Genomic DNA, 15,122 nt, shown 5'->3' on the forward strand with positions numbered 1-15,122 from the left:
CCCCGATACCGCTGGCCCCGCCCCCACCGACCGCGACGGTGCCCCGGACGACGAGCAGGCCACCGTCAGCGGCCCCGCCCGTGAACTCCTGCGGCTCTCCCAGCCGCGCGATGCCAGCCAGCTGGCGAGCTTCGTCCAGCTGAGGGTCCTCAACCCCGAGCGGGTCCAGTGGCGCCGCGGCCTCCAGGCCGCCCAGAGCTACCGCGCCGAGCACGACGACCTCCGCGTCCCGTACGACTTCCGCACCTCCGACGACTCGTCCCCCGCCGGCTTCCCGCTCGGTGTCTGGATCGCAGACTGCCGCCGCCACTACAAGGCCCGCGCCCTCGACGGCGACCGGGTCGTGCAGTTGGAGAAGCTCGGCATGATCTGGAGCCTCTTCGACGCCCGCTTCGACGAGGGGCTCGCCGCGGCCGCAGCCTGGGCCGCCGAGTCCGGCGTCGGCCTGGCCGGCCCCGTGGACGTCGACCTCGACGGGTACCCCATCGGCCGCTGGCTCAAGAACCAGCGCGCGGCCGCCCGACGGACGAAGGCGCCGCTCTCCCCCGAGCGCCGCACCGCCCTCGCGGAGATCGACCCGGACTGGTGCCCCGATTGGAGCATCGACTGGCAGAGGGCCTTCCGCCTCGCCCACCGACACGTGAGCGCCGGCGGTGCCCTCCCGAACGGTCCCGGCATCCTCATCGAGGACGGCGAGGACCTCGGCCGCTGGACCGCCACACAGCGCCAGGGATTCGGGAAGCTGTCAGGGGATCAGCAGGCGATGCTCGCCACGGTCGGCATCACGCAGGCTGCCGCCCCCGCCAAGCGGACCCGCGAGGAGATGTGGGCGTACAACCTGCGGGCGGCCACCCAGTACCGCGCCCGCGTCGGGAACCTCGACGTACCGCGCAGCCACACCGAGGAGGTCGACGGCGAGGCCGTGCGGCTCGGGGCGTGGATTAGCCAGCAGCGGGTCAAAGCCGGGAAGTTGTCGGTCCAGCGGGTCGAGGAACTGTCGGCCCTGGGCATGCGCTGGTCGTAGAGGAGAGCAGCGCCCGGCCGTCACGCGCGGGAGTAGAGAGTGGGCGGTCTCCCTGATCGGGGACCGCCACTCTCGGCTTGTACTCCCCAGTTGGGGAGCCTTCGGCTTCGCGCGTACCACCGAAGGATTCAAACCGGCAATTTACGCATAATTACAGAAAAGCGACGCCAACAATGGGCCCTCCAGTCGACGAACTTGGCGCGCCCGGTATGGATCGACCTGTGATCACCTGGCAGGCCCGCAGGCGGCCTCTGGTGGCCTTTTCGGCTTCCCAGCCGCACTCCGGCTACTGGAAATGGGGGACTTGGGTGGCGAAGCAGCCGCAGTGACGGGCACTGCTCACCCCGAGACGGCCATGTGCACCACGGACGCCTTCGGTGGGCAAGCCTCCGCCCTCGCCCCTTCGGGGACTGGGCAAGCCTTCGGGCAAGCCGCCCTGAGGAAGGTGGGTGGGGTTCCCATCATCCGGTGGGAGACGACGGCTCACCCGCCAGCCCTCCGCGGGGCGGTGGGCGCCACGACCTGCATCAGAAAGGCCCGTCCATGCCCGGACGTCGAAACCCGGCCCGCACCCCCGCCCGGCAACGGCCAGGACGAGGACGCCGATCCGTGCACCGTCGCAGAGGAGGGGCCGCAGTCGATACCGCCGGCCTCCTCACGGCTGCCGCCTTCGTGTCCGTCCTCGTCCCACAGGCCCGGCTGTGGCTTCAGCTCCACGGCGCCGAGATCGCCGCCGTCGCCGTCGCGGTCCTGGCCGCGGGAGCGCTGACGCTGCTACTCGTGAAGGCCGCGCGGCGCGGCGCCTCCGCGTGGACCGCCCGGCGTCGGCGACCGGAGAGCTGGGACATCCGCTTCCTGGACGGCCTGCATCACAGCCAGTTCGAGGATGCCGTGCGGGACCTGATGCGCCGGGACGGCGCCCATGATGCCGTCCGCGTGGGCGGCGCCGGCGACAACGGAGCTGACGTCAAGGGAACCGATCCCGCAGGCCGCCGATGGGTTATCCAATGTAAACACCGCCGTGATGGAGCTGCCGGGGCAGCAGTCGGCACGCCGGACCTTCACGTGCTCAATGGGACCGGTCGGCCCATCCACGGTGGCGACGTCGTCGTCCTCGTTACCAACGGACGCTTCACCGCTCCAGCGGTGAAGTTCGCCCGAAGCCAGCGGCTACACCTGGTCGATCGCGTCCTGTTGAACGAGTGGGCCAGTGGCTCAGCCCCCCTGTGGACTCTCCTCGCAGACCTTCCTGCCCCACAGCACGGCGCCCCATCGCTGCGGAAAGCTCGCCAACCTCGGCTTTGACCGCCGCTGGCAAGTCAGCAAAACAGTCACAGATCGGGTGATTTGCCAGCGTGTGGCGCTTGCCGCCACAGTCGAAGGGAGTAAGGTAACCTCCATGACCGCCCCTTACGACCCCTCAGACCGGGAAAAGGTAGTATCAAAGCTGCCGTTGGCTCTGCGTCAGGAACTCAAGGTCCGCGCAGCACAGCTCAGCGTCGATATCCAGGACGCTGTTACTGAAGGCATCCACGCGTGGCGCAGCAACCCAGGAGCCGTCGAGGCCGTTGACACCTCTGGTGGTTCATCCTTCGCGACCTACCTCCCCACCGGGCTGTACGACGATCTCAAGAAGGACTGCAAGTCTCGCTCTGTGTCCTACAACCAGGGCCTGGCCCAGTCGATCCGGCTCTGGCTGGACACCCACACCATGCCGATGCTGGTGCGACCGGAACACGTCCGCCGTTTTATCGTGTGCAACCAGAAGGGCGGTGTCGGCAAGAGCGCGGTCAGTAACGGTCTCGCTCAGGCTCTGGCAGAGGCCGGCGCCCGCGTCTGCGTTATCGACTTTGATCCTCAAAGTCATCTGACGAAACACCTGGGTCACTTGCCTCTGGGGATCAAGGAGCCGAGTCTCGCAAAGTTCATGCTTGGGGAGGCGGAGGGCAACGTCCGGGACCTTCTCATCCCCGTCGAGTACGACACCTTCAAGGGACGTCTCTTCCTGCTTCCGGCATGCAAGGACGCATTTCTCCTCGACGCCAAGCTAGCCACCACGCGGCACGTCCGGGTCAAGGAAACGGCTCTGGAGAAGGCGATCGAAGACCTGGAGAAGGACTTCGACTACATCGTCATCGACTGCCCGCCGAGCCTCGGCTACACGATGGACACGGCGCTCTACTACGCCCGCACCCGTGACGGCGAGAACCCGAAAGCCTCAGGACTCCTCGTCATTGTCCAAGCAGAGGACACGTCCGCCGACGCCTACGACATGCTCCAGGAGCAGATCGAGGACATGGAGGGCGACTTGGACGTCGCCGTCACCCAGCTCGGCTTCGTGGTGAACCTCTACGACGCCCGCAAGGGATTCATCGCTACCTCGTCACTGGAGGAGTGGGAAAGGTTCGGTGATCCGTCCGTCCTCGTGATCATTCCCGACCTGAAGGAACAGCGAGAAGCCGTACGCCTCAAGCGTCCTCTCCTTGACTACGCACCCGACTGCGAGCAGGCCATCGCGATGCGCGATCTGAAGAAAGCACTGACGAAGTGAGCAAGAAGGATCTCCTGGGCAGCGGCGCTTCCTTCTCCAGTGCCCGCCGGCCGAGCGAGCGCAGCGAACGCGGCCGAGCCAAAGCGGTGACCGAGGGAGAGATCCCGGCGTATGAACTCGTCAAGCTCCCGCTCACACAGGTTTGCCCCACTCCGCTGAACCCCCGCAGCAACTTCGGTTCCGAAGAGGACCTGACGCGCTTTGGCGAGGAATTGCGGCAGGTGCAGCTCGCCGCGTGCGTAGCAGTGTCCCGCGGGGCCTATCTCGCACTGTGGCCTGAGCACGGGCCGCAGATCGGTGCTGCCGCGTTCGTACTTGTCAACGGTGAGCGCCGCTACCGAAGCGCACTCACCGTGGGACTCGAACGTCTCGATTTTGTGGTCCGTGACGATCTCGCCAGGACGCGCGAGGACTTTGTCGACCACCTCCTGGCGGAAAACCTGGACCGCGAGGACTTCGATGTCATCGAGCGGGCCCGGGGCGTACATCAGCTCGTGGTTGTGTGCGCAGAAGGAGAGGGACGCGAACACGGCTCGAAGTCGCGCGCGGCCGAGCGCCTGGGGAAGTCTCCTTCCTGGGTTACACGCCAACTCGCTCTGCTGGAGCTGCCTTCTGAGATCCAGGTGATGATGAGCGCCGGCGAGATCTCGGAGCGGGACGCCCGGGTTCTGGTCAGCTCCATCAAGGCTTCACCTGGGCTGAGCACCACTGGACTTCTCGCGCTGCTCCAGCTGAGCAAGGACGAGGAGCAGCGTGAGAAGGCCCGGCAGAAGGAGATCCTTCGCAACGCTCAACAGCGGACTCCTGATGCATCTGCGCTGACGGACCCGACCCCGGCCGCTGACACGGTTGCTCCTGCCGGGAGGGCCACAGAGCAGCCCCGACTTTTGCCCGGGGGCAAAAGTCAGGAGCACCTCGACGGCCGACAGACAGGGGCCCCGACCCCGGTTGCTGACACGGTTGCTCCTGCCGGGGAGGCCACAGAGCAGCCCCGACTTTTGCCCGCGGGCAAAAGTCAGGAGCACCTCGACGGCCGACACGTAGCCGACCTCAGCACTGAGCCTGCTCCCGGCACCCAGAGTCTCCCCGCGCTGGCTGCTCCCCCGGAGAGCGCGACTCCAGAAGCCCACGGGCCTGTCGCTACCGTTTTGCCAACCCGGACAGTTCATGAGGCGCTTCCTGCACAGGGGTCTCCTGCAGCGAGCACCGCAACGAACGAAGATCCTTGGAGTAGTCCCGAGACGGTCTTCCATTTGATTCAGCAGAACATGGGTCCTCAAGACCGGCTGAAGCTGACCGAGATGCTGCTCGACTCGAATCGGGGAAGCTAGCCGCTGAGCAGCACTCACCCCGGTCCGTCGCTTCCGCCCCTGCCATCGGTTGGTGGCAGGGGCGGAAGCGACGCACAAGAGAGCAGCAGCCCTGCGGATCTTTGCCTGCGGGCAAAGCTCTAGAAGCCGCAGCCTCTGCATCGCGACTTTTGCCCGCGGGCAAAAGTCGCGCGACCTCCGTGTAGTCCCTTCCCCATCCGCGGTTCACGCTGTTCTGCCGACGCGTCGACGAGGCAACCCCGCCCAGCACACAAGCCCTTGTTCCGCTGCTCCCTGTCACCGCGAGGTGAGAGTGTGATCACTGATCAGGGAGTCACCCATTGATGAAGGAGGCAGCTTCCGCGATGCAGCTGACTCGTACGCACCGCATCCTCATCTCGGTCGTGGTGTTCGGCGCCGTTCTCATCGCCGGCATCGGCTTCGCTGGCTCGTACGCGGCCGTGCGCGAGCTCGCGCTCCAGAAGGGGTTCGGCAGCTTCTCGCTGGTGTTCCCGATCGGTATCGACGCGGGCATCTGTGTGCTGCTCGCGCTGGACCTGCTGCTGACGTGGCTCCGGATCCCCTTCCCCCTGCTGCGCCAGACGGCGTGGTTGCTGACGGCGGCCACGATCGCGTTCAACGGTGCGGCCTCCTGGCCGGATCCGCTGGGCGTCGGGATGCACGCCGTGATCCCGATGCTGTTCGTGGTGACGGTGGAGGCCGCCCGGCACGCCGTGGGTCGGATCGCGGACATCACCGCGGACCGGCACATGGAGGGCGTGCGCATCACGCGGTGGCTGCTGTCGCCGATACCGACCTTCAAGCTGTGGCGCCGGATGAAGCTGTGGGAGCTGCGCTCCTACGAGCAGGCGGTCAGCATGGAGCAGGACCGGCTGATCTACCAGGCCCGGCTTCAAGCCCGCTACGGGCGGGCATGGCGCCGCAAGGCCCCGGTGGAGGCCCTCATGCCGCTGCGCCTGGCTCGCATCGGAGTGCCGCTCGCGCAGACCGCCTCAGCAGGACTGACCGCAGCCGGCCTGAGCCCAGTCCTGCCCTCCCGCCCCGAACCCGAGCCCGCAGCTGGGCCGGAGCTGGCCGCCTCGATCGATGTTCCCGAACTGCTCCCGGCCGACGAGCCCCTTGCCGAGGACGTCGCTCCCCGAGAAGTGGAATCGTCGGCCGAGTCCGCCGCTGCAACTCCCGGCGCCCCGGACTGGATGCCGGAGCCCCTCCTCGTCGACCTGGCAAAGGCTGCGCAGGACTTCAACGCGCGGTACGGCTCGATCCCGTCCGCAGAGCAGTTCGCGGCGTACCTCGCGCGGGACTACGGCCTGACCGACCAGGACACCGGCGGCCTTCTTCCCGACGTCCTGCTGGAGCCGGTGCTCGCCGAGCTCCGGGCCGCGGAGCTCGAAGCAGTCGCGCACGCGGCCTCCGTACCGGCGGTCGAGGAGCCGGTGACCGACGCGCCGGCTGCCCCGGAACCGGCGCTGGCGTACGCGGAGCAGCTGCCCGGCGCGGGGGAGCCGCACCCCTTCTTCGGGGAACAGGGCGGCCTTCGCAGCCTGTCGGAACCGCCAGCCGAGCCAGCGCGAGTGCCCGCCGGAGCGGCACCAGCGCCGACGGCCTCGGTGACCGATGCCGGCCCGGCCGTACCTGCGGGCCGTTCCTTCGAGCAGCCCGTCCTTGCGGCGCCGACGGGCGCGGACGGACAGGACTGGGTGGCCGAGGTGTCCGCGTCCGGTGAGGCGACCGCGCGGGTGCCGCGGCAGCAGACCGACGAGGAGCTGGCCGAGGTGGACCCGATTCAGCGCGAGGTCGAGCTGGTGGCCTCCTGGCTGATGGAGGCCGAAGAGACCGGGAAGCGCCTGTCGGGAGCTGAGGTTGCCCGACGCCTGGAGGTCTCACCCAAGACGGGTCAGCGCCGCGTGCTCGATGCCCAGACGTACCTGGAGGAGCAGCGTCGGCAGCAGGGCCGGGCGCACCTCCGCTCCGTCGGCAGCAGCAGCTGACCGTTCCGGTTATGGCCCGGTGGCCGGTCATCGATCACCACCACCGACCGGCCCGGGCAGCCGTCCCGCCGTGACCGATCGGCGCTTGACCGATCCGGCGACCCGGTGCCGTGACCGGTCACCAAACCCGCCCGTGACCGGTGCCGTGACCGGTTACCGAACCCGCCCGTGACCGATCCCGGGCCGGTGACCGGTGACCGATCCGGGCCCCATCGGTCACCGGTCATGACCGGTCCGCGGTCATCGGTCACCCGTCCGCCGCGACCTCGCACCCGCCTCCTGGGCAAGCCTTGGCGGTACAAGCCCGAGGCTTGCCCACCCTCCAGGGAGGCTTGCCCACAGTTGCATGGACCGGTCACGAGGGGGCTTGCCCAACCCCCCACCAGGCTTGCCCAATCGGTCACGGGAGGCTTGCCCAGCTAGAGGGCAAGCCTCCCATCTGCGCTTTTAGGGCTGTGGGCAAGCCTTCGGGCAAGCCGGTCTGAGGAGTGTGTACGGCACGAGATCCGAAAGGAGACGTGCCGTGCACGACGCTTCGCACCCCGCCGCCGGCGGCGGGTACTTCGACCGGCTGGACGCCGACTGGGCCGCGCTGTGCGCGGACCCCGCCGTGCGCCAGGCGGTGACCGACTGGGTGACCGACGGCATCGCCGCCGTGACCGATTCCTGGTCCGGCTCTCTGACGCCCGAGCAGCTCCTGGCCGCGCTCCGTCCGACGGCCGACGGCGTGACCGATGCGCTGACCGATGCCGTACTGCGGGCCCTCCTGCAGCGTGCCGCCGGCCGTGACCGATCGGCGGTCCTCGCCGGCCGCGTCATCGTCCAGGCGATGCTCCCCGCTGTCTTCCGCATCACCCGCGGCCAGGTCCGCGCGACCGGCGGCCGCACTCGCGACGCAGTCGGTCACGTGACCGTGGCCGCCCTCTACGAAGTGGCCCGCGGCGGCCGCATCCACCTCCGCCCCGGACGGCCCGCCGCCAACCTCACGCTCGACACCCTGCGCCGGGTCCTGGCCGAGCTCGCCGCCGAGCAGGGCCCGGCGGGGGAGGGCCTCGCGGCCGCGGAGCAGCTCGCCGACCGGGCGCCGGGCCCGTACGAGATCGCCCGCGCCCGCACCGTGCGCGCGGCCGCCGCGGAAGCCGGCCTGCACGCCGGTCCGGCCGACGACGCCGCGAGTGCCCCGGCCCGGCTGGAGCTCCTGGAGCTCCTCCTGGACGCGGTGCGCGACGGCGCGCTGTCGACCGCGGACGCGCAGGCGCTGGCCTGGCACCACATCAGCGGCGGCATCCCGGACGCAGAGGCCGCCGCCCGCGTCGGCACCACGGCCGGCGCCTGGCAGCGCCGGCGCTCGCGGGCCCTGGCCCGCCTCACAGCATCCCTCCAGCCCGAGGCCGCGGCATGAACCGGACCACCGCCGAGGCCACCGTCCGCTCCCCCCTTTGGAGATGCGTCTTGACCACACCCGCCGCCGCGACGTCGCTCGACGCGGATGAGGAGCGCGTCACTCGCGCCCAGCGTCTGCTCATCCACCTCGGCGCCGCCCTCGTCGCCCGCCCCTTCGACACCGGCACCCACGAGCAGCTCCGCGCCTTCCTCGACGAAGACGCCGAACCGGTCCTCGCCTCGCTCGCCGCACTCCGCCGCCGCCCCGAAGCGGAACTCCGCAGCCGGATCGCGGAGCTGGCCGGTCACACCCTGCGCTCGGCCGGAGGCGCGGCATGAGCCCCGTCCTCACCGGCCGCCGGAAGCCGGCCACATCGGCCGACCCGCAGCCACCGGCTGTCCAGGAGACCGAGGCCGTCCAGGAGGCCGGATGGGTCGGCGGATGGTCGACCGGCGCCCAGGCCAACTCGGCCGCGCTGATCCGCTGGACCGTCTGGGGCCTGATCGCGCTCGGCCCCCTGCTGGGCGCGCTCGCCTACCTCTCGGTGCCCGCCACGTCCGCGGCCCCTGCGCCGAAGACCGCCCCGTCCGCCCCGTCCGCGAGCGGCGGCCAGGGCGCGGCCGGCTTCGCCAGCCTCTTCGTTGCCGCCTACCTGTCCGCCGGGCGCGGCGACGAGCCCAAGCTCGCCGCCTACTACCCGCCGGTCGCCAGCATGCAGCTCGACGGTGTCTCCGGCCAGCACCGGGGCGAGCAGCTGACCGTCGTGCGGCTGCGCCAGACCGACACCTCGGTCTGGTCGGTCACGGTGGCGGCTCGCGTCACCGGCGCGCAGCCGTCGCCGGCGCCGTCCACGCAGCCGGGCGCTTCCCCGAGCCCGTCGGCCGCGACCGACGCGGTGCGCTACTTCCAGGTGCCCGTGGCCACGGCGCCCGGCGCCGGGGGAGCGACCGCGTACACCGCGCTCGCGCTGCCGGCCGAGGTCGCCGCCCCCGAGCGGGCCAAGACCCCGGAGCTGGTCTACGGCGCGATGCGCCCGGCGCTGCCGACCGACCCGCGCACCCAGGCGGTCACCAGCTTCCTGTCCGCCTACCTCACGAAGGCCGGCGCCGAGCTCGACCGCTACCTCGCCCCCGGTACCCGCCTGGCCGCTCCGTCCCCGGCCCCGTACTCGGGTGTCGCGGTGGACCAGTTCGCCGTCGAGGGCGAGACCGGCGGCGAACCGGTCGTCGCGGTCCCCGGCGACGGCACCACCCTGCGCCTGCTCGTCACCCTCCGGGCGACCGGCCAGGACGGGGTGCGGATGCCGCTCACCTACGCCCTGACCCTCAAGGCCCGCGCCGGCCGCTGGGAGATCGCCAGCCTCGACGGCGCCCCCGCCATCACCTCACCGACTCCGGCCCCGGCCGCCTCTGGCGCCCCGGGTCCGGCACCCACCCCCACCGCATAAGAAGGAGCACCGTCATGCACGACACCGTCACGCTGGCCGCGGGCTGGATCCAGACCGGCACCAGCATCGGCACCGACATCAAGGCCCTGATCTTCGACGTCGCCATCCCGGCCCTCTGCGGGATCTTCGTCGTGGTCGTCGGCTGGAAGACGAAGGCGCCCGGCCCGACGATCATGGCCGTCATCTTCGCGGCGATTGTCTGGGGCCTGTCCGCCAACATGGGCGCCCTCAAGAACAAGACCACCGAGGACATCGTCCAGTACCAGGGCGGCCCCAACGCCGTCCGGAGTGACCAGTGACCGAGGCCGCCGCCCATGGCGGCGAGGTGGACTTCGAACTGATCGGCCGCTGCTACACCAAGGCCCGGCGCGCCCCGCTCGTCCACGGGGTAATCCGGGACGTCAACGGCGGCCGGGGGATCCGGCTGCCCGGCGGCCCCTACACCCTGACCCAGCTGGGCGGGATCGTCGCCACCGTCGCCGCCCTGATCCTGACCCGCCCGGTGTGGGGCGGCCACGGCTGGCTCGACGTCACAGCCCTCCTGGTCCTCCCCGCCGTGGTCGCGTTCGTGCTGCGCCACCTCCACATCGACGGCCGCAACCCCGCGGCCGCCCTGCTGAGCATCGCCCTGATGCTGGCCGCGCCCCGGCGCGGCCAGCTCCGCGGCCGCGCCTACCGTGCGGCTCGCCCCACCCGCGGCGACACCCGTATCCACCTGCCCGCCGACGAACAGGCCGCCGAGGCCACTGCCCCGGCGATCACTGACGCTCCCGCACCGGAGCCCCGGCCGAAGCAGGCCCGGCCCCGGCCCGCGGTACCCGCCGCCGCGCCGTCGGCACCCGAAGGGCCTTCGGCGCCCTCCCTGCCGGTGGCCTCGGGGGTGCAGGCCCTCCTCGCCCGACGCGCCCCCACGACTCGTACCTGATTGGAGAACTTCACGATGCGCCTGCCGATCCGGCACGTCCAGCAGAACCTGATCTTCACCACCCACGGCACCGTCTGGGCGGTGTGGCGCGTTGCTGCGACCAACTACTCCCACGCCCCGGCCGTCGTGAAGAAGCGCCGTCTCAAGGCTCTGGAGAGCCTCTTCAAGGCGATGACCGGCGAGCCGATGCTGCTGTCGCTGTGCCCGCAGATCGACCCGACCGCCGTGGTGCGCGCCATGGTCGACGACATCGACCTGGAGCGCGCGCCCCGCTACGAGAGCCTCGGGCACGCGGTCCTGGACCAGCTGGAGACCATGGAGCTGACGGGCCGCACCGACTGGCTCGCGCTCCCGCTGCCCCCGCTGTCGCAGAAGGACGCGGTGATGTCCGCGTTCCGGGCGGCGCGGGCGGAAGTCTCCCTGCAGCTCGGGCTGATGCCTGCGGTCGTCACCGACGCGGAGGTGCAGCGGCGCCTGGAGCAGGCCCAGCGGATCCAGGCCCAGTGGCCGTCCGGTGTGTCGATGCGGCCGGCCTCCGAGGCGGAGATCCTGTGGATCTACGGCCACAGCGCGCGCCGTGGGCTCGCCGAGCCGTTCCTTCCTGACGGCACCGAGACCCCGGTCCGTGGCCGGGGCCGGAACGTCGCGGCGCTGGGGGAGATCCTCGTCGGCGAGGGCGGCGCCGACTTCACCGCCGGCCCTGCGCTGCCGGCCAACCCCTTCACGCGTCGCTTCCTTCAGGTCTCCAGCGAGTGGGGCGACTCCTACCAGGCGCTCCTGGCTCTCTCGGAGATGCCCGAGGCGTTTGCACTCCCGGGCGCGGCCTACCTCCAGCAGCTCGACGACCTGGCCTACCCCGTCGACTGGACCGCTCGCCTGGTCATCGTCCCCGGTTCGAAGGCCGAGCCGAAGGTCCGCAAGCGCGCCCGCCACCTCAAGGCGCAGGCAGCCGAGTACGAGGGCGACCCGGCCGGCCCGCCGGCCGCCGTCGCCCGCAACCAGGCCGACAACGAGGAGTACCACGAGCGGCTCACCGCGAACCGGCGCGAGGTGGAGGTCCGCGCCATGGTCACCCTCGCCGTCTGGGGCAACAGCCCCGACGACGCCATGGACCGCGCCGCCGCCCTCGCGAGCGACTTCGGCTCCACCGACTACACCTTCTCCCGACCCGCCGGCGAACAGGCCAGCCTGTGGCAGGCGATGCTGCCCGGCTGCCGCACCCCCCGCGTCATGGCCGGCTACGCGCAGATCCTCCTCTCGCGGGACTTCGCGATGGCCATGCCCTGGTGCGGCTCCCAGCTCGGCGACGAGCGCGGCGGCCTCTACGGCCTCCAGGTCGCCTCCGGCGGCGCCCGCCCCGTCCTGATCGACCCCGCCCGCGGCCCCCGCGAGAACGCCTCCGCGTCGATGGCCTGGCTCGGCGAGCTCGGCGCCGGCAAGTCAGTCGGCATGAAGGGCGCCGTCTACAACGTCCTCGCCCGCGGGCACCAGCTCGGCCGGCCCGGCAGCCGCGGCCGCGCCGTCATCGTCGACCGCACCACCGACCAGGAATGGGCGCGGTTCGCGAAAGCCTGCCCCGGCACCACCCAGCTGATCCGCATCGACCACACCGCCGAGGTCTCCCTCGACCCGCTGCGCCTCTACAAGGAGAACAGCCCCGAGGTCGCGGCCCGCTTCACCGAGTCCTTCCTCACCCTGCTGCTCGGGGTGCGGCCGATGGACCTCGAAGGCGTCGCCCTGTCGGAGGCCGTGCAGGCCGTGCTGGCCCGGCCCGAGCCGTCGATGCGCGCTCTGATGGATGAGCTCACCGCGCGCGGCACCGGGGACACGGCCGCGCACGGCCTGGCCCGCAAGCTGGGCTCGGTCGCCCGCAAGGACCTGGCGAGGGTCGTCTTCGACGAGACGCTGCCGGTCGTCGACACCCACCGCGCGGACTCCGTCGTCTTCCTGGTGTCCTCGCTCGCCCTGCCGAAGAAGTCCGAGCTGGCCTCCGAGCACCGGATCCAGCGCCTTGAGTTCGAGAAGGTCCTGGGCCGGGCGCTGATGTACCTCATCGCTGCCGTCTCCCGCGAGACCGCGATGCGCAGCCGGGACGAGTTCGCGGTCACCGTCTTCGACGAGTGCTGGTGGCTCACCTCCAGCGACGAGGGCCTGGAGCTGCTCCTGGAACTGCTCCGCGACGGCCGCAAGCGCAACGCCGCCGCGTACGTCGGCAGCCACGACGCCGACGACATCGGCCCGGCCGACAGCGAGAAGGGCGCCATCGTCCGCGGCCTCATCCCGCACCGCTTCGTCTTCCGGCAGACCAGCCGCCCCCTGGCCGCGCGCAGCCTCGAATTCCTCGGCGTGGACTCCACCGACACCGAGCTGCTGGACCTGGTCACCGGCGGCCTCTCACCGCTCGGCCTGCCCGACGACCAGCGCCGGGCCCGCGCGGGGGAGTGCCTCTACCGCGACCTGGCCGGCCGCATCGGCCTCATGCGGGTCCTCATCCCCCGCGACCGCGCGATCGAGCGCGTCATCCACACCACCCCGACCACCCAGCAGGCGGCGGCATGAGAACCCTGCGCGCCCCGTTCAAGCGGCTGCGCCTGCTCGGCACAGCCCGCCTGCGCCTCGCCCTGCTCGTGGCGGCGCTCGCCGCCACCGCCTTCACCATGCTCACCTCGCTGCCGGCCCTCGCCGAGCCGAGCCCGTCCGCGACCCCGGCGCCCACCAGCCCGCCTGTGACCAACCCCCTCGGACCGCCCACAGCCGGTACGCGTACGCCCACCCCAGAGGAGCTCGCCGAGATCGAGAAGATCATCGCCGACCTCAACAAGCGGCTCTCGGACGGCATGCAAGAGGCCTTCCTCAAGGCCGAGGAGGAGCGCCTGCGCAAGCTCCTGCCCAACGAGGGCGGCGTCCTGGCCGTCTTCAACGTCACCGACGAGCGGAACCTGCCGATCTCGGCCTACACCGTGAAGTCGGACACCGGCGGCCTGACCGACTGGGACCTCGGCATCCAGAACCTGATCACCGAGCTGGCCTTCATGATCACCAAGTGGGTCATCGCGTTCTGCTGCTGGCTCATCGTCTGGGCCCTCGGCTTCGGCCTCGCCAAGCTCCTCCTGGCGCCCGTCCTGTCCGTCGCCAACTCCCTCCACACCCAGGTCATCCTGCAGATGGGGCTGCCGTCCCTGTTCCTGTCGGTGTGCGCCCTGATCGCCGTCGTGCGCATCTTCTTCGGGGACCGGGCCAAGGGGTGGGGGGACGCGGCGCTGTCCATCCTGATCGCCGGGCTCACCGCCACGCTGCTGTCCTCGCCCCCGCAGCTCCTGCTGGGGGAACAGGACGGCGCCATCGCCGCCGCCCGCGGCCTGGCCCTCGAAGTCGCCGACATCATCCTCGACGCCAACCCCGGCCCTAAGGAGAAGGCCCCCGAGGACGAGGACTCCGCCAGCTCCCGGGCGCTCTCCCGCCCGCTCACTAACGCCCTGACGGACGCCTTCATCGTCAAGCCGGCCATGCTGCTCCAGTACGGTCGCGTCTTCGAAGGTGACTGCGCCAAGAAGTACAGCGACACCAAGATCACCCAGCTCGCCTACGAGCGGGCCGTGAACCAGCAGATGGAGCGGTTGAAGAAGTTCAACAGCTACCGGGCCTGGATCGACCCCACCGGCGCGCAGGTCACCGACTGGACCATGCCCCTGGCCAAGCAGTGGGCCCTGGACCACTTCGGCAACCCTCCGATGGAGCAGTTCGAGAAGGACTGCGTCCAGGGCGACGTGCAGGCCGCGAAGCGGGCGTCGATGGACAAGGTCGGCGGCGCGATCTTCCTTCTCGTCGCCGCCCTGATCGTCACCGTTCTGATCGCCGGTCTCGCCGGCAGTTTCCTCGTCGCCCAGTGCCGCATCGCCTGGGACGCCGTACGGGCCGAACCCGCACTCGTGGCCGGCCTGATGCCCGGCGCCGGCCGCGGCTACCTGTGGGACTGGGCGGCATCCGTCCTGCACTCCCTCGGCCAGCTCCTCGCCTCCATCATCGGCCTGGCCGTCCTCATCCTGATCGTCCAGGCCGTCCTGGACCCCGTGCAGCAGGACTGGGGCAACGAGCTCACCCTGCGCTTCCTCGCCGTGGACATCGTGTGCCTCGGCGCGATCAAGAAGCGCAAGGCCCTCACGGTCAAGTCCAAGCAGGCTGCGGCCAAGTGGCGCGACAAGATGTCCTCCGCCCGGATCGGCGGGACCAACAACTCTGCCCTCGCCCCCTCCTCCGCCCCGGTGGCCAAGAACCAGTCGATCGCCCGCAAGGTCACCCGCGGAGCGGTCCGCACCGCGATGGTCGGCGTCGCCGTCGCCTCGGGCAATCCGATCGCAGCCCTCGGCTACGCCACGAGCTCCAGCGTCAGCACCGTCGCGCTGATGAACCGCATCCAGTCCGGCGGCAACGGCGCCGGCCGCCGCCCGGCCCCGCCAGCGGGCCAGCCC

General features: G+C 70.8%; 12 protein-coding genes. All 12 read left to right on the forward strand.

The annotated features are described in order from the left end of the window. The coding region (locus PV721_RS32190; protein WP_319730569.1) for a helicase associated domain-containing protein at positions 1 to 1,024 on the forward strand (1,024 nt) is incomplete at its 5' end. 609 nt (positions 1,025 to 1,633) lie between these two features. After that, on the forward strand, positions 1,634 to 2,329 hold the full coding sequence (locus PV721_RS32195; protein WP_319730571.1) for a restriction endonuclease: 696 nt from the start codon (positions 1,634 to 1,636) through the stop codon (positions 2,327 to 2,329). 94 nt (positions 2,330 to 2,423) lie between these two features. Then, positions 2,424 to 3,575, forward strand: coding sequence for a ParA family protein (locus PV721_RS32200; RefSeq protein ID WP_319730573.1), 1,152 nt, complete (start codon positions 2,424 to 2,426; stop codon positions 3,573 to 3,575). Next, the gene (locus tag PV721_RS32205; RefSeq protein WP_319730575.1) at positions 3,572 to 4,906 is read left to right on the forward strand and encodes a ParB/RepB/Spo0J family partition protein; all 1,335 of its coding nucleotides are present in this window, start codon (positions 3,572 to 3,574) and stop codon (positions 4,904 to 4,906) included. Before PV721_RS32200 ends, PV721_RS32205 begins: the two co-directional genes overlap by 4 nt. Before the next feature lie 323 nt (positions 4,907 to 5,229). Further along, positions 5,230 to 6,897: a DUF2637 domain-containing protein gene (locus PV721_RS32210; RefSeq protein WP_319730577.1), complete on the forward strand. Its 1,668-nt coding sequence runs from the start codon at positions 5,230 to 5,232 to the stop codon at positions 6,895 to 6,897. Positions 6,898 to 7,420: 523 nt separating this feature from the next. Then, positions 7,421 to 8,299, forward strand: a complete 879-nt coding sequence (locus PV721_RS32215) for a hypothetical protein (RefSeq protein WP_319730579.1) — start codon at positions 7,421 to 7,423, stop codon at positions 8,297 to 8,299. A 50-nt stretch (positions 8,300 to 8,349) separates the two neighbouring features. Beyond that, entirely contained in the window at positions 8,350 to 8,619 is a 270-nt protein-coding gene (locus PV721_RS32220; RefSeq protein ID WP_319730581.1) for a hypothetical protein, read from the forward strand. Then, a complete protein-coding gene (locus PV721_RS32225; protein ID WP_319730583.1) occupies positions 8,616 to 9,728 on the forward strand; it encodes a conjugal transfer protein in 1,113 nt (370 codons plus the stop codon). The genes PV721_RS32220 and PV721_RS32225 overlap by 4 nt, the downstream gene beginning before the upstream one ends. 14 nt (positions 9,729 to 9,742) lie before the next feature. Continuing rightward, a complete protein-coding gene (locus PV721_RS32230; RefSeq protein WP_319730586.1) occupies positions 9,743 to 10,027 on the forward strand; it encodes a hypothetical protein in 285 nt (94 codons plus the stop codon). Further along, positions 10,024 to 10,653 (forward strand): hypothetical protein, encoded by a 630-nt coding sequence (locus PV721_RS32235; RefSeq protein ID WP_319730588.1) that lies wholly within the window; start codon positions 10,024 to 10,026, stop codon positions 10,651 to 10,653. Before PV721_RS32230 ends, PV721_RS32235 begins: the two co-directional genes overlap by 4 nt. A gap of 15 nt (positions 10,654 to 10,668) precedes the next feature. Then, the gene (locus PV721_RS32240; RefSeq protein WP_319730590.1) at positions 10,669 to 13,212 is read left to right on the forward strand and encodes an ATP-binding protein; all 2,544 of its coding nucleotides are present in this window, start codon (positions 10,669 to 10,671) and stop codon (positions 13,210 to 13,212) included. Continuing rightward, positions 13,209 to 15,122, forward strand: a 1,914-nt coding sequence (locus tag PV721_RS32245; RefSeq protein ID WP_319730592.1) for a hypothetical protein, incomplete at its 3' end; no start/stop codon positions are given. The genes PV721_RS32240 and PV721_RS32245, both read left to right, overlap by 4 nt.

The sequence above is a fragment of the Streptomyces sp. MB09-01 genome, from assembly GCF_033794505.1.
GTDB lineage: Bacteria > Actinomycetota > Actinomycetes > Streptomycetales > Streptomycetaceae > Streptomyces.

Excerpts from the sequence above, each read along its gene's own strand:
- PV721_RS32225 (WP_319730583.1), top strand. The coding sequence starts at position 8,616 with ATGAGCCCCGTCCTCACCGGCCGCCGGAAGCCGGCCACATCGGCCGAC.
- PV721_RS32240 (WP_319730590.1), top strand. The coding sequence starts at position 10,669 with ATGCGCCTGCCGATCCGGCACGTCCAGCAGAACCTGATCTTCACCACC.
- PV721_RS32210 (WP_319730577.1), top strand. The coding sequence starts at position 5,230 with ATGAAGGAGGCAGCTTCCGCGATGCAGCTGACTCGTACGCACCGCATC.
- PV721_RS32200 (WP_319730573.1), top strand. The coding sequence starts at position 2,424 with ATGACCGCCCCTTACGACCCCTCAGACCGGGAAAAGGTAGTATCAAAG.
- PV721_RS32230 (WP_319730586.1), top strand. The coding sequence starts at position 9,743 with ATGCACGACACCGTCACGCTGGCCGCGGGCTGGATCCAGACCGGCACC.